Source organism: Micromonospora sp. NBC_00821 (genome assembly GCF_036347035.1).
GTDB classification, from domain to species: domain Bacteria; phylum Actinomycetota; class Actinomycetes; order Mycobacteriales; family Micromonosporaceae; genus Micromonospora; species Micromonospora hortensis.
In genome coordinates, this window is record NZ_CP108880.1 from 2198568 (window position 1) to 2216740 (window position 18173).

Annotated in this window: 20 protein-coding genes; 14 read left to right on the forward strand and 6 right to left on the reverse strand. The window is 65.7% G+C overall.

Annotation, left to right across the window (positions count from 1 at the left end; translation table 11 throughout):
* Positions 1-4 precede the first annotated feature (4 nt).
* The 8 genes from OHB44_RS10105 (at position 5) to OHB44_RS10140 (ending at position 6049) form a co-directional block, all read left to right on the forward strand.
* A complete protein-coding gene (locus OHB44_RS10105; RefSeq protein ID WP_330440537.1) occupies positions 5-934 on the forward strand; it encodes a hypothetical protein in 930 nt (309 codons plus the stop codon).
* On the forward strand, positions 927-1853 hold the full coding sequence (locus OHB44_RS10110) for a TRM11 family SAM-dependent methyltransferase (RefSeq protein ID WP_330440538.1): 927 nt from the start codon (positions 927-929) through the stop codon (positions 1851-1853). Before OHB44_RS10105 ends, OHB44_RS10110 begins: the two co-directional genes overlap by 8 nt.
* On the forward strand, positions 1850-2716 hold the full coding sequence (locus tag OHB44_RS10115; protein WP_330440539.1) for a hypothetical protein: 867 nt from the start codon (positions 1850-1852) through the stop codon (positions 2714-2716). Before OHB44_RS10110 ends, OHB44_RS10115 begins: the two co-directional genes overlap by 4 nt.
* Positions 2713-3264, forward strand: a complete 552-nt coding sequence (locus OHB44_RS10120; RefSeq protein ID WP_330440541.1) for a DNA cytosine methyltransferase — start codon at positions 2713-2715, stop codon at positions 3262-3264. The genes OHB44_RS10115 and OHB44_RS10120 overlap by 4 nt, the downstream gene beginning before the upstream one ends.
* Complete coding sequence (locus OHB44_RS10125; RefSeq protein WP_330440543.1) at positions 3233-3970, forward strand: hypothetical protein; 738 nt, start codon at positions 3233-3235, stop codon at positions 3968-3970. The genes OHB44_RS10120 and OHB44_RS10125 overlap by 32 nt, the downstream gene beginning before the upstream one ends.
* 111 nt (positions 3971-4081) lie before the next feature.
* A complete protein-coding gene (locus tag OHB44_RS10130; RefSeq protein ID WP_330440544.1) occupies positions 4082-4465 on the forward strand; it encodes a helix-turn-helix domain-containing protein in 384 nt (127 codons plus the stop codon).
* The gene (locus tag OHB44_RS10135) at positions 4453-5589 is read left to right on the forward strand and encodes a tyrosine-type recombinase/integrase (RefSeq protein ID WP_330440546.1); all 1137 of its coding nucleotides are present in this window, start codon (positions 4453-4455) and stop codon (positions 5587-5589) included. Before OHB44_RS10130 ends, OHB44_RS10135 begins: the two co-directional genes overlap by 13 nt.
* Positions 5590-5602: 13 nt before the next feature.
* Complete coding sequence (locus OHB44_RS10140) at positions 5603-6049, forward strand: hypothetical protein (protein ID WP_330440548.1); 447 nt, start codon at positions 5603-5605, stop codon at positions 6047-6049.
* A gap of 142 nt (positions 6050-6191) precedes the next feature.
* Here the strand turns inward: OHB44_RS10140 and OHB44_RS10145 are convergent, their stop codons facing one another.
* Entirely contained in the window at positions 6192-6443 is a 252-nt protein-coding gene (locus tag OHB44_RS10145) for a transcriptional regulator (RefSeq protein WP_330440550.1), read from the reverse strand.
* Between the two features lie 229 nt (positions 6444-6672).
* Here OHB44_RS10145 and OHB44_RS10150 point away from each other — a divergent pair, with 229 nt between their 5' ends.
* Positions 6673-7143 carry a hypothetical protein gene (locus tag OHB44_RS10150; RefSeq protein ID WP_330440552.1) on the forward strand — a complete coding sequence of 157 codons (471 nt, stop codon included), beginning with the start codon at positions 6673-6675 and terminating at the stop codon, positions 7141-7143.
* A gap of 9 nt (positions 7144-7152) precedes the next feature.
* Here OHB44_RS10150 and OHB44_RS10155 read toward each other — a convergent pair whose 3' ends face one another.
* The 3 genes from OHB44_RS10155 to OHB44_RS10165 are packed head-to-tail and all read right to left on the reverse strand — an operon-like array spanning position 7153 to position 8912.
* A complete protein-coding gene (locus OHB44_RS10155) occupies positions 7153-7902 on the reverse strand; it encodes a hypothetical protein (RefSeq protein WP_330440553.1) in 750 nt (249 codons plus the stop codon).
* Positions 7903-7936: 34 nt separating this feature from the next.
* Positions 7937-8254: a hypothetical protein gene (locus tag OHB44_RS10160; protein WP_330440554.1), complete on the reverse strand. Its 318-nt coding sequence runs from the start codon at positions 8252-8254 to the stop codon at positions 7937-7939.
* A complete protein-coding gene (locus OHB44_RS10165; protein WP_330440555.1) occupies positions 8247-8912 on the reverse strand; it encodes a hypothetical protein in 666 nt (221 codons plus the stop codon). Before OHB44_RS10165 ends, OHB44_RS10160 begins: the two co-directional genes overlap by 8 nt.
* Positions 8913-10020: 1108 nt before the next feature.
* Between OHB44_RS10165 and OHB44_RS10170 the strand changes: the two genes are divergently transcribed.
* The 5 genes from OHB44_RS10170 to OHB44_RS10190 all read left to right on the forward strand — a co-directional run bounded on the left by OHB44_RS10170 (position 10021) and on the right by OHB44_RS10190 (position 16856).
* Positions 10021-10791, forward strand: a complete 771-nt coding sequence (locus tag OHB44_RS10170) for a hypothetical protein (protein ID WP_330440557.1) — start codon at positions 10021-10023, stop codon at positions 10789-10791.
* Between the two features lie 62 nt (positions 10792-10853).
* The gene (locus OHB44_RS10175) at positions 10854-12110 is read left to right on the forward strand and encodes a ParB N-terminal domain-containing protein (protein WP_330440559.1); all 1257 of its coding nucleotides are present in this window, start codon (positions 10854-10856) and stop codon (positions 12108-12110) included.
* 101 nt (positions 12111-12211) lie between these two features.
* On the forward strand, positions 12212-14002 hold the full coding sequence (locus tag OHB44_RS10180; RefSeq protein ID WP_330440560.1) for a DEAD/DEAH box helicase: 1791 nt from the start codon (positions 12212-12214) through the stop codon (positions 14000-14002).
* Positions 14003-14129: 127 nt separating this feature from the next.
* Positions 14130-14894, forward strand: coding sequence for a protein NO VEIN domain-containing protein (locus OHB44_RS10185; RefSeq protein WP_330440561.1), 765 nt, complete (start codon positions 14130-14132; stop codon positions 14892-14894).
* 519 nt (positions 14895-15413) lie between these two features.
* Entirely contained in the window at positions 15414-16856 is a 1443-nt protein-coding gene (locus tag OHB44_RS10190) for a PIN-like domain-containing protein (RefSeq protein ID WP_330440562.1), read from the forward strand.
* A 135-nt stretch (positions 16857-16991) separates the two neighbouring features.
* Here the strand turns inward: OHB44_RS10190 and OHB44_RS10195 are convergent, their stop codons facing one another.
* Positions 16992-17420 carry a very short patch repair endonuclease gene (locus OHB44_RS10195; protein ID WP_330440564.1) on the reverse strand — a complete coding sequence of 143 codons (429 nt, stop codon included), beginning with the start codon at positions 17418-17420 and terminating at the stop codon, positions 16992-16994.
* Positions 17421-17431: 11 nt separating this feature from the next.
* The gene (locus tag OHB44_RS10200) at positions 17432-18112 is read right to left on the reverse strand and encodes a GIY-YIG nuclease family protein (RefSeq protein ID WP_330440566.1); all 681 of its coding nucleotides are present in this window, start codon (positions 18110-18112) and stop codon (positions 17432-17434) included.
* Between the last annotated feature and the right edge of the window lie 61 nt (positions 18113-18173).

The window sequence follows — 18173 nt, forward strand, 5'->3', positions numbered from 1 at the left end:
GCACATGAGCGAGCACACGCCGCACCCGCAGGCCGATCACACCGAGCCGGCCGACTCCACGCTCATCGACGTGATCGCCGGCGACCCGCCGGTTCCGATCACGGTCTGGCGCACGGCCCGTACCGACGCCGATCCGCGCACCAGCCTGCCCACCCGTTTGGCCTACCGCCTCGTCGCCGCGTACAGCCGGCCCGGGGAGGCCGTGGCCGACCTCACCACCGACCACGTCCTCGCACCGATCTGCGCCCAGGGCGGGCGCCAGCACCACCGCGCCTGGTTCACCGACAGCTCCAGCCTGATCATCGGACCCGCCACCGCCGGCCCGCCGGCGCCCACGACCGCAACCAACCCGCTCACCGCGCCCGGCGAGCCGGAGGCCGACGACGCGCACGACCCACCCGAGCTGATCGATTGGTTCGGCGACGACCTCACCGACCCCGACCTGCCCGGCGCCGACGCCGCAGTCGTCCGGCCGCCCGACGACGGCCCGCTGGACGCGGCCATCAGCCTGGTGGTCGCCTCTTGGCCGCTGCACGAGGCCGGCACGATCGGCCGGGTCCGCCTCGCCTGGCTCCTCGCTGCCTGCGCGCGGCTGCTGCGCCCCGGCGGCTGCCTCGTCCTCATCGTCGGCGTCCCCGCCGGCACGCAGCCCACGCCGGAGGACTTCGGGCCGCTCGTGGCCGCCGCCTCTGCAGCGGGACTGGGCTACCTGCAGCACATCGTCGCCGTCGAGGCCGACACCGACGGCGACCAATTCATCTACTACCACGGCACGGACGAGGAACTGCTCACCCTTGCTCACGCCAACCCCGAGCAGTGGTCGGTCGCCCACTTGCGGGTGCACGCCGACCTGATGGTCTTCACCCCGCACTCGACTCCTGCCGCTGGGGTGGGACGGCGCCGTGGCCGCGACGGTGGTGAGCGCTGTGGCTGAGCAGACCACTGCGGGATCCTCCAGCGCGACCGAGCCGGTCACCAACAGCTCCTCTGCGGCCGACGGCCTGTCCGTTTGGGCCACCGCCCAGTCGACCGGCCCCGTCCAGCGACGCGGCCGGTACGTGCCGGAATCGGGCAAGCATCCTGCCCGGATGCTGCCCGCGATCGCCGCCCACGCGATCGCCGCCTACACCCAGCCCGGCGATCTGGTCCTGGACCCGATGTGTGGCATCGGCACGACCCTGGTCGAGGCCGTCCACGCCGGCCGCGACGCCTTCGGCGTCGAGTACGAGCCGCAATGGTCGAACATCGCCGACGCCAACATCCGCCACGCCCATGACCAGGGCGCCAGCGGACGCGCGTCGGTCATCCGCGGCGACGCGACCCGGCTGATGTCGCTGGTGCCGAAGGCCCTCACCGGGCAGGTGGCGCTCGTGGTCACCTCACCGCCGTACGGGCCCACCGTCCACGGCCTCGTCCGCCCCGGTGAGCACGGCGTCGTCAAGTACGACGACCGGTACAACGACGGCGAGGACAAGGGCAACCTCGCCTACCGCGACCTGACGGGCCTCGCCGACGGCTTCGCTGAGATCCTGCGCGGCTGCGCCACCCTGCTACGACCCGGCGGCGCCGTCGCGGTCACCGCCCGTCCGTGGCGCAAACGCGGCGAGTTGGTCGACCTGCCCAGCGCCGTCATCGCCGCTGGCCTGCGCGCCGGACTCGTGCCGACCGAGCGGTGCGTCGCTCTCCTCGCCGCCGTCCGTCACGGGCAGCTCGTCGCCCGCCCGTCGTTCTTCCAACTGCAACAGGTCCGCAAGGCCCGCTCCTCCGGGGTGCCGATGCACCTCATCGCACACGAAGACGTTCTGATCTTCGCCAAGCGCTCGCTTGAGGACGGATCCGGGGTGGTCGCGTGAGCGCACCCACCCATCGCTACCTGTCCCTGGGCGCCGGTGTGCAGAGCTCCACGCTTCTGCTGCTCGCCGCCCAGGGCACGATTCCCGGGTTCGAGGCGGCGATCTTCGCTGACACCTCCTGGGAGCCGGTGGCGGTCTACCGGCACCTGGACCGACTGACCGGCATCGCCGAGCGGGCCGGAATCGAGGTGGTGCGGGTCAGCGCCGGTGACATCCGAGCTGACGCGCTCGACCCGCGCCACCGGTTCGCCTCCATGCCCCTGTTCACCCTCGGCCCGAATGGTGAGCGGGGAATGGCCCGCCGGCAGTGCACCTCTGAATACAAGATCAAACCCATCAAGGCTGAGGTGCGGCGCCGGCTGGGCTACCCACACCCGAGGCGCGTCCCGGCAGGGGTCCGGGCAGAGGTCGCGATCGGGATCAGCCTTGACGAGATCGGTCGGGCCCGGGACTCCGACGTCGTCTACATGCACAACGTGCACCCGTTGCTCGACGTCGGCTGGCGACGCACCGACTGCCTGCGCTTCCTGGCCGAGCATGGCCTCGCGGATACCCCGAAGTCGTCGTGCGTGGGCTGCCCGTTCCACGACGACGGCTTCTGGTTCGCCTTGCGCGAGCACAGCCCGCAGGAGTGGGCGGACGCCGTCGCCTTCGACCGGTCCATCCGCAACGGCTCCGCCCGGGCCAACGCGGACGGACACCCCTTGCGCGGCCAGTTCTTCCTGCACCGGCAGCGAGTGCCGCTGGACAAAGTACAGCTGCGCCCGCGTCCTCAACCCGGGGAAGCGCCCGGCTGTGGCCCCTGGTCCTGCCCGCACGGCGAGCCGGTGACAGGCGACGCCGGGCACGGGGAGGTGGCGTGAGCATTGCCCACACCACCGGCCCCCGCATCGGATCGCTGTGCACCGGCCACGGCGGCCTCGACATGGCCGTCGAGCTGGTGCTCGGCGGCCAGCTCACCTGGTACGCCGAGACCGACCGGCACGCCGCCACCGTCTGCGCCCACCACTGGCCCGGCGTGCCCAATCTCGGCGACATCCGCACCGTCGACTGGACCCGCGTCGCGCCCGTCGACGTCCTCACCGCCGGGTTCCCGTGCCAGGACATCTCCAACGCCGGCAAGCGCGCCGGCATCACCGGAGAGCACTCCAGCCTGTGGAGTGCCGTCGCCGACGCCGTTCGCGTCCTTCGACCGCCGCTCGTGTTCGTGGAGAACGTCGCAGCCCTCCTGCGGCGAGGATTCGACGTCGTCGAAGCCGACCTGGCCGCGATCGGGTACGACACGCGCTGGCTATGCCTACGCGCGTCCGACATTGGCGCCGCCCACCGCCGCGACCGGCTGTTCCTGCTGGCCGCACCCACCCCACGAAGCGGCGGAGGTGAGGACGCTGCCGACACCGTGCGCCCGTGACGGCAAAGGGCCCGGCCACCAGCACGGCCTGCCCGACCTCATCGAACCGTCGGGCTCCACCCACGGCCTCCTACCCACCTCCACTGCAGAGCACATCACTCGCACCGGTCAGCACGGGCACACACGCACCGCCGCCGCGCGGCTACTGCCCACCCCCAGGGCGAGCGACACCGGCACGCCCGGACGACGCGCGGGTGCCGGGTTCCGGCCCCCGCTGTCCGAGGTGCTGCTGCCCACCCCGCGGGCCACCGACGGCGAGAAAGGCTGCCCAGGGCAGCGCGGCTCGCACGGCGACCTCACCCTCCCCTCCGCGGCGGTACGGGTTCCGGCCCGGACCCTGCCCACCCCACGCGCGTCCGATGGGCGCGGCCCCGGACGGCACGGCGACGGCGGCGCGGACCTGCGCACCACCATCGCCGCCCTCGGGCAGCCCGACGAGCAACGGTGGGGCGGCTACGCCGACGCGGTCGCCCGCTGGGAGCTGCTGCTCGGCCGTCCCGCACCCGAACCCACGCAAACCGGCCGGCACGGCAAACCCGTCCTCGCACCGCCGTTCGTGGAGTGGCTCATGGGCCTGCCCGAGCACTGGGTCACCAATCCCACGCTCGGACTGCCCCGCACCACCGCACTGCGGGTCCTCGGCAACGGCGTCGTCCCCGCCCAAGCGGCGACCGCCCTGCGACTCCTCCTCTGCCAGCACACCTAGCCACTGCCAGCCCCCGGGTGGCTCGTCGCGGCGCATCCACACACCGTCCGCGACGAGCCACCACCCGCGGGTGTCCAGCCGCCAGAACCTCCGACGTTCGGGAGTCCACCGATGCCTGCCAACCTGCCCCGAGCCCGACGCCGACCACCACCGGCCGCCCCCACCCTCGACCATCGCACAGCCGGTCACGACGAGCAGGAACCGCAGCTCTACACCCCAGCTGAGGCTGCCGCCCGACTCCGCGTGCCGGAGTCATGGCTGCGCCGACGCGCCGGCCGTCGCCAGATCCCTTGCACCTTCCTCGGCAAGCACCTGCGCTTCTCACCCGCCGACCTCGCCGCCATCATCGCCGCCGCCGCCCAACCCCCCACCGGCCGGCGCGGTACCCGCCGCCGCCGGCACCCCGCCGGCGACTTGCCCCACCCCGACAGCCACGCGTCAATCACCCCCGCACCCGACACCGACCGAGCGGAGACCACACCATGGCCTGGGTAGAAAAGCGCGGCACCCGATTCCGCGTACGGCTGCGCATGCCCGACGGCACCGTCACGACCGACTCATCCCACGACCTGCGCGCCGACGCCGTAATCCGCGCCAAGGAAATCGACGTCGAGACCGCCCGGGACACCTTCATCGACCCCCGCGGCGGACGCATCCCCCTCTCCGACTGGGTCCCGATCTGGGAAACAACCCACCAAGCGGGCCCCGCGACCTGGGCGGCCTACCGCAGTCACCTACGGCTGCACATCCTGCCCGCCCTCGGCCCACTGCCCTTGGTCGACATCCGCCGCCAACACGTCAAAACCCTCGCCGTCGCCTTGGGTAAACGCCTGTCACCACGATCCGTCGCCGACGTGATCATGGTTCTGTCGATGGTTCTGCAAGAGGCCGTCGAAGACCGACGCGTTCCCTTCAACCCCTGCCGGGGAGTCCGTATCCCCAAAGGCATCCGCGCTGAGCGCCCGCATGCCACCGCCGAGCAGGTCGCCGCGATCGTCGCCCGCCAAGCCCGCGCCAGCGACGGGCTGCTCATCCTCACCGCCGCTTACACCGGCATGCGATGGGGAGAACTCACCGGCCTCACCCGCGACAACGTCGACCTCACCACCGGCAGCATCCACGTCCACCCCGACGTCGGCGCGCTACACGAGGTCGAAGGCAAGCTGTTCCTCGGCCCACCCAAGACCAACGACTCCGTCCGCCACATCCGGCTGCCCCGCTTCCTAACAACCCTCCTCGCCGCCCACCTCGCCGAACAACCCCACGACATCGTCTTCCCCGGCGCCCGCGGTCACCACCAGCGACGCTCCAACTTCAACCGCCGCGCCTGGACTCCCGCCGTCGCCGGCAACCCTCAACGAGGCACCCCGCCGGTCCTGCCCGGCATGCACTTCCACGACCTGCGCCACACCCACAAGACCTGGCTCATCGAGGACGGCATCCCCGAGATCGCCCAAGCCCGCCGCCTCGGTCACCGCCTCGCCGGCGTGCGCGGCATCTACAGCCACGTCACCGAACCGATGATCACCACCGTCGTCGACGCCCTTCAACGCCGGTGGGAAACCACCCAGCCCGACCGCACCGGCGACACTGTCCGACGACTGCGCGCCGTTGCCTAACAGGCAGGAGAAAATGAGTCATGCTCCAGGCCTTCGTAGCGACACCACCGTGCGCGGTGTGTGTGGGCGACCGGCAGCCCACATCGAACTCGTCGCACCCGGTGCCCCACCCGCGAACTGGCAGCGCTGGTCATCGCAGCAGCGCGACGCCTACAACGCTGCCCGAGAGCGTCACGATGACCAGCAGTGGTGGCTGTTGTTCTCCGGGATTGAGGCGGGCAACGGATCCGGCCGACCGGTGGACCTGGCAGAGGCGGAACGGCTCACCAACGCCTTCGCCCAGCCGTACCGGTACGCCGCTGTAGCCTCCGCGGACTTCTACGACGACGCCGGATTCTGCGGTGAGTGCGATGCCCCGTACTGCTACCACCACTGGAACGTGTCGCGCACCGGATACGGGCAATGCCCTCGAGGCCACGGCAAGAGCCTCGACCCGCACTGGTGGCCCGATGATGTGTGAAGCCGAGGATCGCATTCCGGCTGCGGGCAGCGCTGGCCCAAAGAAGACAAGCCTAGATGACAGCCTTTAGGTTGGGTCCGGACCGGGTGCCGAGCTCTCGTGATGGCGTAACAGTCGGGTGCGCTGTCCTTGCCCGGGTGGCTTACCTGCGTCGCATGATCGCGTGCAGTGTCCTGCTGCTTCCAACCTCCGTCAGATTAATGAGTTCCCACCCCGTGTGGCTGAGGTAGTCGGCGGCGGCGAGTGCCTGGCTGATGCTGGCCCCGCCAGGGGCATAGGCGGCCACGGCAAGGTGCCGGTGGGGGTAGGCGCGCAGATCGACCAGTTGTTGCAGAACCGCCGCCGCAGTGATGGCGCGGGAGTGAGCGACCGATTCAATGGTTTCGCGGGGCATGCCTCGACGATAAAGGCAACCAGCACGGGCGAACGCCGGCCCAGCCGACGGTATGGTGAACGGCGTGGAAGCTCGGTCCCGGACTCCGGCGCTGGTTGTCGGACTTCTGGTAACGCTCGCGGTTACCGGCGGGTGTGACGACGGCGGATCAGCCACGCCCGGTGCCGTCACCACCTCGCCGATCGTTGGTGTTCCCGCCACAAGTAGCCCGGCGCCCACCGCTGACTCCTTGTACGACGCCAACAACCTCGACCTGTGCCGGCGCACCGACCTGGCACCCCTGGCGGACCTATCGGTGCGGGTCGCTCGTACCGATCCGAAGCCGCCGCTGGCGCGGCAGGGCTCGTCGTGCCTGTTCGAGATGCGCACCGCGGACGACCACCAGGCGAACCTGCTAGTGGAAGCCTCCTCGTTGACGAGCGCCGAGGAGGCCGGACGCCTCTACACGGCGACCCAGCAGGTGACCGGCATGACGGCGGACGGCCCCGTCGCCGACGTCGGCGAGGAAGCCGAGGGGTTCGTCAAGCGATCGGACCCTGGCTTCAAGTACACCGAGTACATGGTCCACGCCCGGGGCGCCAACCTGGTGGTGAAGGTCTGGCTCGCGGTCGGCGGCGATTCCTACCTGCCTAAAGAGGCACTCGCCGCGAAAGCGCTGACGATCCTCAAGGCGACCTTCACAGCCGTGCCGCACGCCTGACGACTGGCTCTACCCGCGGACGGCTTCGGGCCAACGGCCGCCGGGGAGCTTGGAGTAGTCACCGACCTGCGTCGCGATGTCCCGGACGTTACCCAGCGCGTCAACGAAACGTTCACCGATCCGCAGGAGGGTGTCCAAACCCGCGGTGACGATATCGCCGACAGACTTGGCCAACGTGTCGATGGCCCAGGGAATGTTGATGACTGTTGTCGCGTCGATGGCGGCCTGGGCGAACTTACCCGCCAGGTTGGTGACGATCGTCGCTAGCTCGACCGCGTAGTCAACGTTGGCCCTAGCGATCTTGAACAGCCACTGACTGATGAACTCCGCCTTGAGAACGGACTCGTCAACCGCCGCCCGCTGTTTGGCCGCCTTGTCGGCGTAGGCACGCGCCGCGTCGCCGGTCCACTTGACCAAGTTCTGGTCGATTGGCTCACTGATCGCGAACGACAGCTGGGAGACGGGCGTCTTCACCTCGGTGATCCACCGGAAGCTCATCGAAATGAGCGACAGCACCGGCAGCTGGTGCTCCAACGCGTGATCAACCCGATCCATGACCTCCCGTAGGCCGCGGCGCGCGGCGTCAATGTTGCGCTTGATCCACAGCAGCGCCGCCGGGCCGATGAGCCACGCCCACTCGTTGACCTGCGAGACGACGTCGTTGAACCCCTCGACGGCAAGGTCCACGCCGACGCGGATCTGGTCGAAGGCCTTGTTGAACGGCTCGCCGTATTCCAGGTCCGGCGGTGCGGGCTGCATCAGCTTGGATCCTTCCGGGTCGTAACGTCCGGGCTTAGGCCTTGTAGATCGTGTTGAGGTCCAGCGAGATCACCTCGTCGGCCCGGTCGTAGGCGTCGGCCACACGCCGAAGGGCTTCACCGACCTGCTCAAACTCCGTCGCCGCCCCGGCGAGGATCGCGACCATGAAGGCGTGAAAGTCGCGGTAGGCAGCTGCATGGACGCCGGCGTTGACGTCGCCGATGTAGAAGGCAGAGGCGTCCAAGCTCAGCCCCTCCGTGGCGCCCATGATGGCAGTAGCGCTGTCGGACAGCTGCAACCACTTGCCGCCCTCGGTACGCAACGCGTCGGTGATGACGTTCAGCTCATCCACCTGGCCACCCCTCAAGGTCGTGTTGATCTGCCCCTGCAAGATCGAAGGCGCGAAGGACGGACCGTGCTTCGAACTGCAGCTGACCGGCGTCGGCACGGGCGATCCGTCCCGTGTCTCCGGTGATACCGACAATGCTGCTCGCGCGAATCCGCAACGTCAGACAACCGTTGGGGCTAGTTATGACCCGCTCGACTGGAGTAACGCGCAGCTGCGCCACCCGATCTAGCTCCGTGTCGAGGCCCTGCAGCGTGCGCCAGGTCGCCCGCGACCACACGTCCTCGTCGAACTCATGAGACGCCTGGACCACGGTTCGGCGTGACGGTGTTGGTGGAGCCTGCCCCTGCTGAAGTTCCGTCAAGGCGGCCTGTTCGAGTGCGGCGCCGACGGCGGCGGTGTAGGCCTCGAAGAGCGCCGCCGGGAAGCGAGCCACCCCTACCTCGTTGCGCCACTCACGGCCAACCACGACGGCTTCAACGCGGCATTGCGCACCGATAACTACTGCAACCGATCCGGTGGCGTCGGATCCGCGGGTACCACCGATTCGGGAATGATGCCGGTCCTCCTGCAGCGCACGCTCGACCCGCCGCTGCAGCGCTGACTCGTCACCGAGGAAGTCGAGGCTTGCCAGCGACGGCCGTGGTCCGCGTCTGTCCCTCATCCGTCCCTCAGTTCCCTTAAATCAACCAGCGGGCATCCAACGGTCCGATCTCCGGAAGCAGAACCACCGTACGTGAATGCTCATCAACTCGCGGTACCCTGCCCCGCCCGCGGGTAGGACGTCGTTACCGGGGAAACCGGTCCGATTGCGCTGACTGAGCCGCTCGCCGACGCCCAGACGTTCGGACGCAAGGCCTGCCGTACGGCCATGCGCCGCCGCGCGCGGACAGCCGCAGCGACGCGGCCAGCCCTATGCGCTCCGGTATTGATCACACAATGGAACAAGGGCGCCGCCGACGATGGCAATCTGCTCGACCGGTGGCCAGCGCAACGGCACCACGGCGTGCAGCGGGCCGAGAGTGTTGATCGCCCATGCACCGCGAAGTGCGATACCCCGAACAACGGGTCGATCAAACGCTTGGTCAGATCCGTGCGCGAGTACGCGCCCGCCAGCTACACCCGATCCGGCAGGTCCAGGACCCACCGCTGGCCCGGGCGGGCTTCAGCGCCCGCGTCCCGTCCACCCGGACCGCCTCGGGGCGGAGCGAGGGCTTTCCCTCGTCAGCGGAAAGATCCACTCGGCGAGCTACGGGCAGCACCTGCTCCCGCGTATCCTCGATGACCGTCGTCATGAGACGGACACTCGAAATCCCGAGACCTCCCTAGGGAGTTTCAGTCCACATCCCAAGGCCATGCCCTGAACCCGAAACACCGGCTGTCTGCGAGGGCCAGCGCTGCCGCACGGACCGATGGTCGCGCGTCATCGAGTTCTTCGTCCTTCTGAGGTCAGCCGCAGGCGCAAGGCTGAGGGGCCTCCGGGCGGCCCTAGTGCTCGGCCGCAGACTGTTATTCTGCGACCTGCGATCGTTCCTGTGGGATGTGGGGCTCTAGTGGGTCCGCAGCGACATGAAGGTGCCACGGCCTGGATCGTCAGCAAGCGCTAGTGCCGACTTGAAGGTCATTGCTCGAACGAGACCGGCTTGGTGGATCGCCCAACGGCTTTGGTGGATTGACGAAGCTGGACATAGGGGAGGCTAACGACAGTGTTGCCGGACGACGCTGCGCCATGTCGCCATGCGGGGGCACCCGCGCCGGATGCCGTGCGGCGGGTGGAATACCTGATCCAGAACCTGGTCACAGATGCCGACGTGCTGGCACGGTACGGGCTGACGGTCGAGGAGTATCGCGACGCTATGCCTGCGGCGATCGAAGCAGCGCGTGGCAGCATGAGCGCGAGCAACGCCGGCCGCCGTCGATTTTTGCTCGACGTCCTGGAGGCGCTGCTGGCGGCGGGGTTGGTAGACAGCGTCACCAAACCTCAGTACGGCGATGACACTGTTTACCGGCTGGCGGTCTCCGGGTTCGGCAGCGTGGCGATCATTCAGAAGGGCTGCCCGGACGGCGCGCATAGCAGCATCCGTTGGTCGGTACCGGATTGGGCACGCGAGACGTACCTCTGGTGGCTGTGCGACAGCATGAAGGCCGAACCGGGCGAGCACATCGCTAAGGGAATCCAGCGCATGCGCAGCCGCTACCTCGACCCGACCGACCGAACCGTTGACGGCGTCATCTTCCACAATCACCTCTGCGGCACGCCCAAGCGCCGTTGCCCGAAGCAGGGCCGGGCTGTGCAGATTGGCGGGCAGCCGGTGCCGCCGCCGTGCGTATATGTCATGCCCGACAACAGCACAACGGATTTGAATTGGGCGGGCCGACAGCAGCGCTTTTTCCCCGGCATTTTGCTTGGCCTCTTCGGCATCGATCAGGAAGCCCTGCCGGCATATCTGGGGCACGTTGGTTTCCAGCGCAAGAACGGTGAGGTCCGCACCACCATTTCGGCTAGATTCGGCGTCGGCCGTTCCACCACCTACAGGAGATGATCCGGTTGCCCAACCCGATGCTGGACCAGGAGCGCGTGGGGATGCTCCGGAATCGTGAGCCTATGCGGCACGTACTGGTTCCGGCCTGGCCGCGTGAGCAGAAGGAGCTGCCGCAGGTCGAGGTTGAGGTTGCCTGGGTCCGCTTTTCCACGCTCAACCATCGCACCCAGGCCGAGCAGCGCCGTGAAATCCACCGCGCCGGACAAGCCGACCTGTTTACCGCTGACCCGCTCGGCCCTGCCGCCCAAAAGGCGCAGTACCGTATCCTCACCAGCCAGGAAGGCTTTAAAGAGCTTAAAGCTGACCTGCGGGATCGCGGTCAACAAGAACCGGCGATCATCACCGCCGAGGGCGTCCTTATCAACGGCAATCGGCGAACCGCAGCTTTGCGCTCACTCTATCGCGACGACGACTGGTTTAAAGCGCGTTACGTCCAATGCCTTGTCCTGCCTGAAGATGCCCAGATTGATGAGCTCGTCGACCTTGAGGCAGAACTGCAGATCGCCCGTGACTTCAAACAGGAGTACTCCTGGATCAATGAGGCTTTCCTCATCGAGGAGCTCTACGACCGCGAGGGCAAAGACTTTGGACGCGTCGCTCGGCGTATGCATAGGGATGTTGCAAAAGTAAAAGACTTGCACGACAAGCTTCAGCAGGTGCACCAACTAGTGGACCTGTCGAAGGGTGCCCGTCTGCACGTCGACTTTACCGAGAACGAGTCCGCCTTTACCGAGCTTACCGGGCACATTCGAAACAAGCCCGCAGCCGAGGCCGACAGCGTGCGCTCGGCATATTTCCTCGGCACCCTGGCCAACGTCGAGTATCGCAAGCTGCGGCACCTGCGACGCGCAGACGCGGCACAGTTGGTTCAGCGTGAGATCGAGCGCGATCCCGCGCTCAAACCGGTGCTCGACGCCGCCCGCTCCGCCGACGTCGCCGATTCCAGCGACGATCTGCTGGATGACCTGCTTGGCGAGGACGCACCGGCACAGTCTCTGAACGAGCTGCTGGGCTTGGTCGCTGCTCAGACACCCGACGCGAACCTGCCACTCAGCAACGGGGACAAAGTCTCCACCCGTCAGGTTCTCAGCTCGCTGCGTAGCGCGATCGTCGCTGCCGCAGATGAGGCCGCAGACGAGGCGGCAGACCAGTCAGCCGTCAGGGCCCCACTGTCCCAGGCCGATAAGGCGATCACCGCGCTTAAGCGGATCCGCAAGGATCTCCCGAAAGCTCGAGCTCAAGCTGAGTGGGATGAGCATCCTTTCGGTCTTAAGGTCGCCGAAATCAGAGGACTTCTCAACGAGATCGAGGGCCTCTAGGCGTGATTGCCGCTGAGCTCTATCAGCAGGGGCGCCCGCTTGTCGTCGTTAGCCGTAAGGCCCCAGCCGTCGCCGGTGCTTGGGCCCGCTTGCAGGCTTCGATGTCCCGCGGCATCGTCGGCGGGTCGGCGGACCGGCTGGAGGTGCGCGTCGATGTATTTCTGGCTGAGCTGACGGCGCTGCGTGAGATCCGGACGATCTTCTCTGAGCCAATTCAGCTTGGCCCAACGCTGCAGGAGCAGATCCGCTCGCTCATCAGCGACCAGAGACGCCGGGAGGAGGTCGCATCCGGGGCCCACCCGGCGACACCGGATGAGCTAGCGGCTCAGCTAGCCGCTGCGGGCTTCCGCCGCCAATTGCGCGGCTTCCAGTTAGAGAACCTCGCGCTGATCCAGCGGCTCCCGCACGGTGCGGATTTCTCCGTTCCCGGTGCGGGCAAGACCACGGTCGCGTTAGCCAACTACACCCTCACGCGAACCCGCAAGGAGGTTGAGCAACTTCTCGTCATCGCGCCCCTTGCCGCCTTCGAAGCATGGCGTGAGGACTCTGCGGCATGCTTCGAGCGGCCACCGCGTATCGCGACCCATACCGGGACCTCGTTGATCGATAGCGATGTTGAGGTGCTACTGACTAGCTACAACCGAGTCGCCTCCGACTACGACCGCATCCGGGAGTACGTCGGCCGTCGGCCCACCCACGTCATTCTCGACGAAGCTCACCGGGTGAAGCGTGGGGCCCAGGGCGTGCACGGCCGCGCGGTGCTGGACCTCGCCTACGCCGCTCGGCGCCGTGACATCTTGACCGGCACCCCAGCCCCCCAGGGTGCATTCGACCTGATCGCCCTCATGCGCTTTCTCTACCCAGGACAAGACCAAAAAATCCTGCCAGCCAGCGCGTATAACGAGCGCGCGGGTCGCGACGACGATGTGTTGAGTGAGACCAGCGCCGCGATCCAACGCTACTTTGTCCGCACACCTAAGTCGCGCCTCGGCCTGCCGGATACTACCTTCGATGTCGTTACGCAAACGATGAGCCCGATTCAACACGCCATCTACAATGCGCTGTTAGGCCGCTACCGCGGAGACTTCGAGTTGGACCGTCAGGCCCGCCGTCAATTCGACCGGCTCGGGCGGGTCACCATGTACCTTCTGGAGGCTGCGACCAACCCCATGCTGCTGGTCGCCGGCTCGGATGACGCCGATGAGCTTGGATTCATACATCCGCCGCTCGCGCTAGAGGGTAGCGAGCCGCTCGCCGAGCTGCTGGCGCGATACCGTGACTATGAAACGCCCTGGAAGTATGAGCAGGTCAAAGCGATGGTCGAGCAAGCGCGCGACCGCGGCGAGAAAGTCATCGTCTGGTCCACCTTCGTCCGTAATATCCGGTCGCTAGCCACGCACCTCAAGAGCTTCCAGCCGGCCATCGTGCACGGCGGAATTCCCACCCGAGACAGCGCGCCGAACGGGTCGCTGACCCGCGAGGCCGAGCTGGATCGCTTCCGATACGACCGAGACTGCCATGTCCTCCTTGCCAACCCAGCTGCCTGCGGTGAAGGCATTAGCCTGCACCACTGGTGCCATCACGCCGTCTATCTGGATCGGACTTTCAACGCTGGCCACTTTCTGCAGAGCCAAGACCGCATCCACCGGCTTGGACTGAAGGACGACGTGACCACACGCTTCACACTGCTGCTCAGCGAGGACAGCATCGACGAGGCCGTTAACGTTCGACTGCGTGACAAGGTTGTTGCGTTGTCCGCCTTAATGGACGATCCAGGCCTGGTGCGCGTGGCCCTTCCTGAGCAGGACAATGACAAGCCCGAACAGCCGGCGGCCTCGGACGATATGGAGGCCATCGTGTCACATATTAGGGCACGGCTCGATGCTGCCTAGGCGCGGTACAGCCCAAGCAGTTCTGCTCCTCTGCCATGCCGCTCAGCTCGCACCACGCCGCGACGTCGCAGACTGGGTAGGTGCGGCCAAGGCCCAGGGTGGATTTTTCGCGGCCGCCACGGACTTGATGACGCCTGCGAAACGTCTGTTGGCCGTAGGGCTCGCCGAGCAAACCAAAACGATCTCTGTAGCGCCGCCGCTTGCTGGAATCGCGAGCATTGCCGACACCCCGACGTTGCGTCATGTTGCCCGGGTGCTGTTGACGTTCGACGCACCCTCCTGGCTGTCGATTGCGGTGTCGCCCCGTGGAGTTTCTCGCCAATACATCCCTACGGACGTTCTAAGTGACCTGGAATGGCTTGATCCCGAACTCGATGACATGCTCGTGGACGTGTTCCGCGCGGTGAGCCTCTCCCCTGGCACCGAGATCCGTAGGCGGATCGGCGATGCGGCCGAGGCGGTGATCTTGGCGGCGTTGCGAGCCGCCGGTCGGCATGCCACCCATGTGTCTCCGATCTCGGACACATTCGGCTACGACATCGAGTCTGCTGGCCCCCCCATGCTTCGCTTGGAGGTCAAGGGATGCAGCGTCAGCACTCGCGGTAGCTTCCACCTCAGCCGCAATGAGTACAACAAGAGCCAACTGTTCGGCGAAGAGTGGGTTTTAACCCAGGTCGTCTTCAGAAGTGAGGCTTTCGTCTCGGCGGTCTTAAAGCCAGGACACATAGAGGGCATATTCCAGGTGAACGCGCGCGACATCGCATTGGCCGTACCGCCGGATACTACGAGTTTCATGTGGACCGACTCGGCGATGATCAGCCCACGAAGCACGGCATGGAGGCCTGCCCCCTATACGGTCGCCGACGTCACGCTGCCAGGTCTAGCGCGCTGACTTGCATGATTTCCAGGTGAGTTAAACGCTGTCTGCTTCTAAGTAACCCTTTGCCGCCGCCTCACGATAAACGCCGCACAGGCACGTCAGAACCACGGATCTCATGCCATTGGCGATGTGGCTGCGGGTGGCCGATGGGTCCGCCGTCCCGAGCCCTCTTCCTAGTGTGGCCGTTAGAGCGGCGGGGAGGCTGCTCGGTGACGACCGCTGGACAAACCAAGGCGTCCCGATGCTGCGTAATCGAGCGGGCAACCGGCCCTCGACTTCCCGGTGCAGCGTGGACATAGGAGTTGGACTCCACCAAGGTGTCATTCGCCAGCCCGCCCCGGCGTCTAAGACGGCCCGAAGGTTCAAAAGAAAGTTGCCGCGTGTAACTGTTATAGCCACTCGGCGCGCTCCTCCTGTTACTTGAGAAACATTCACCAGTGGGGGCCTCCCCGGTATTCGTGGATCGCAGCGAAGTCGATATGCATCAACGAGGGCTCGACGGGTAGCTGGGGAACCGCGTAGTTTGTGGCTGTGAGCGACTCAGTCGACATCCCTGATCTGAACAACTTGGGACTGCATCAGGCCTTCCGCGCCTGGGTAGGGCCGGACCTAGCGGCCTCGTTCCTGGACGGCTTGGTCGTTTTGGATGCAAATACCCTGCTTCATCTCTATAGAGTAACTAGGGCGGCCAGAGAGCAGGTCCTTTCGACACTGGCGCGGGTAGAGGAGCGCCTCTGGGTTCCGCATCAGGCTGCCGTCGAATTCCACCGAAATCGGCTGGAGGTAGTTAACGGCAAGATGGCCCGGTTTAAGGAAATGCGATCGACGCTTTCGCAGGCGAGCTCTGATGCCGTGTCGAATCTTAGAAAATCAGTTATTCGCCTAGTCGAATTTAGACAGTATAATATGGCGGATAGAGACTGGGACCCACAAGAGCATGGACTGGACGAGGAGTCCATCCAAAAGAGGCTAGACGGGCTTATGGATTCGGCTTTGGCTGAACTGAAAGCCTTGCAAGACGAACACGACATCCGCCCCGGAGATGTTGCGATTGAAGATCCGGTTCTTCAAAGGCTCGATGTTATAACGCGAGGGAAGCTGGGCAGGCCGTACTCCCAACGACACCTCATGGAAATCGTAGGTGAAGCTATTGATTTCCGCTTTCCCAACGAGATACCTCCGGGATACAAAGACGCCGAAAAGAAGTCTCCCTACAGGGCTGCAGGCGACTATGTCCTTTGGCGTCAGGTCCTGGATCGAGCTTCAGAGGAGCCACGTCACGGCCTGATAGTGCTCGTGACAAATGATGTGAAGAGCGACTGGTGGATCCTCGACAAGAATGGTGAGCCTATAGAGGCTCGCCCCGAGCTTCGCCAGGAGATGTTTGAATGTACCGGCGCACAACTGCGGTTGTTGACTCTCTCTGGTTTTCTCAAAGCAGCGGCCGATCAGTTTCCAGGGAGCGTCAGTGACGAGACAGTCCGCTCAGTTCGTAGGTCGGAAACGATGACGCGGATTGCGGAGACGGTGAGCGTGCTCCGTGCTACCGACAGGGATCTCTTTGACTCGGACCTGCTATCGCTGCCACCGTTCATGTTTGAACAGCTCGTTCTTGCGCTCCTTATCGCAATGGGGTACCAGGACGTCGACTCCATAGCAGACGGTTTGGCTCCGGGTCCCAGCATCCGCGCGACGCATCCCCATTCAACTTCCGGTGACGGAACTATTTTGGTGAAGGTTGAACACTATTCGGAGCCAGTTGGGGGTGAAGCAATTCGTGCCCTTAAGGACGCAATGCTGAAATACGCAGCCGAGTCTGGGATAGTGGTCACCACAAGCGAGTTTTCGCAGGCGGCTCAGGAAGCTATTGTTGATTGCGACATACAACTAATCGGCGGTCGAAGGTTGATAAGGCTGCTGCACGAGTTCCTAGGAATAGTGTTCACCATCTCAACGCTCGAGGACGAGAAATGAGCACTACGGCTCGCGATGGATTCGGAGAGGTTGAAAACACTGTCGATGATGACTACTACAAACGCCACCGACCAAGCACGGCCATGGGCGGTCGAGCGCCCGTGACCAGAGTGACAGTCGCCGTTGGCAGGGAATCTAGCGACATGAGACAAGATTCTTCACCCGCGCGGCCGCTTCTGAAGCTACCTCATGCTCCCAGATCCTGACTGCGAGCCAGCCCGCCGCCTCCAGCTCTCTCATGTCGGCGGCGTCCCTGTCCCGGTTCCTCCCGATCTTGGCACGCCAGTAACCTGTCGGATCGGTAGGCATGCGCCCATGCAGCGGACAGCCATGCCAGAAACATCCGTCCAGGAAGATCGCTACCTTGCGTTTTGGGAAGACGACGTCAGGGCGAACCTTCCTACTGGCAAGACGAATCTGGATACCCACTCTGTAGCGGAGGCCTAGCCGGAACAGCTCCCGCCGGAGCGCCAGCTCAGGCTTGGTGCCTGAGCTTCGGTTCGCCTTCATCGACTTCGTCGCCGCGGACGGCGGCGGAGCCGGTGGCAGCTTATCGGTGGACATGCGAGTACCTGTCAAGGTGTCGGGAAGAGGCCTTCGGGCTCGTCCACGACTCCTTCGGCGCCTTCGACTTCGACGACGCCGTCGAGGGCCTGGTACCGGGCACGGGCGAGGGCATTGAGGCGCTCAGTCTGCGTCAGTAGCGCGCGCCTCAACCCTCGGGAGACCTTCCGCTCGCTGATGTTTTTGGCGAGTAGAGAAATGGTCTGTGCGCGCCTGGCGATGCGGATGTCGGGATGGCTCCGGTCGGGAAGGATCCCGTCCGGGATGATAACGCAAGTCAAGGGATCGGGCAGCTCCTGCGCCACAGCCTCGGGAATGTCGCCCTCGTTGAGGATCGCGTTGAAGGCGCTGCCTTCGAGCAGTTGTTGGTAGACGGTGTACTCGTACGGGTCCAGCGCTGCCTTCCGCTCCCTAGGTGGCATATCGCCGATATGAGGCAGTGACCACATCGAGACGGTGTGCACCTCGAACGGGTCGAGCACATACTTGGCCACCGCGTCGGACCGCTGGCCGGTCAAGTGTCGCCCAAGTCTGACGCCGAAGCCCTCGGCGGTCTGCCCGACATAGATGGGCTCGCCGTCATAGTCGTAGAACGCGTAGATGCCCGCCTTCGCCTTCCCGATTGTCTGGCTAGGCCGTTGTGGGTCTGGCTGCCTGAGCGCGGCCGTGATTGCGTCGCGGATCGCGTGCACCTCACGAGGCAGAAGCGTCGTAGCAAGGTCGATATGGCGCGTAGACAACGGCAAACCCCCG

Excerpts from the sequence above, each read along its gene's own strand:
- OHB44_RS10105 (WP_330440537.1), top strand. The coding sequence starts at position 5 with ATGAGCGAGCACACGCCGCACCCGCAGGCCGATCACACCGAGCCGGCC.
- OHB44_RS10130 (WP_330440544.1), top strand. The coding sequence starts at position 4,082 with ATGCCTGCCAACCTGCCCCGAGCCCGACGCCGACCACCACCGGCCGCC.
- OHB44_RS10135 (WP_330440546.1), top strand. The coding sequence starts at position 4,453 with ATGGCCTGGGTAGAAAAGCGCGGCACCCGATTCCGCGTACGGCTGCGC.
- OHB44_RS10140 (WP_330440548.1), top strand. The coding sequence starts at position 5,603 with ATGAGTCATGCTCCAGGCCTTCGTAGCGACACCACCGTGCGCGGTGTG.
- OHB44_RS10145 (WP_330440550.1), bottom strand. The coding sequence starts at position 6,443 with ATGCCCCGCGAAACCATTGAATCGGTCGCTCACTCCCGCGCCATCACT.
- OHB44_RS10155 (WP_330440553.1), bottom strand. The coding sequence starts at position 7,902 with ATGCAGCCCGCACCGCCGGACCTGGAATACGGCGAGCCGTTCAACAAG.
- OHB44_RS10165 (WP_330440555.1), bottom strand. The coding sequence starts at position 8,912 with ATGAGGGACAGACGCGGACCACGGCCGTCGCTGGCAAGCCTCGACTTC.
- OHB44_RS10175 (WP_330440559.1), top strand. The coding sequence starts at position 10,854 with ATGCGGCACGTACTGGTTCCGGCCTGGCCGCGTGAGCAGAAGGAGCTG.
- OHB44_RS10180 (WP_330440560.1), top strand. The coding sequence starts at position 12,212 with ATGTCCCGCGGCATCGTCGGCGGGTCGGCGGACCGGCTGGAGGTGCGC.
- OHB44_RS10185 (WP_330440561.1), top strand. The coding sequence starts at position 14,130 with ATGACGCCTGCGAAACGTCTGTTGGCCGTAGGGCTCGCCGAGCAAACC.
- OHB44_RS10195 (WP_330440564.1), bottom strand. The coding sequence starts at position 17,420 with ATGTCCACCGATAAGCTGCCACCGGCTCCGCCGCCGTCCGCGGCGACG.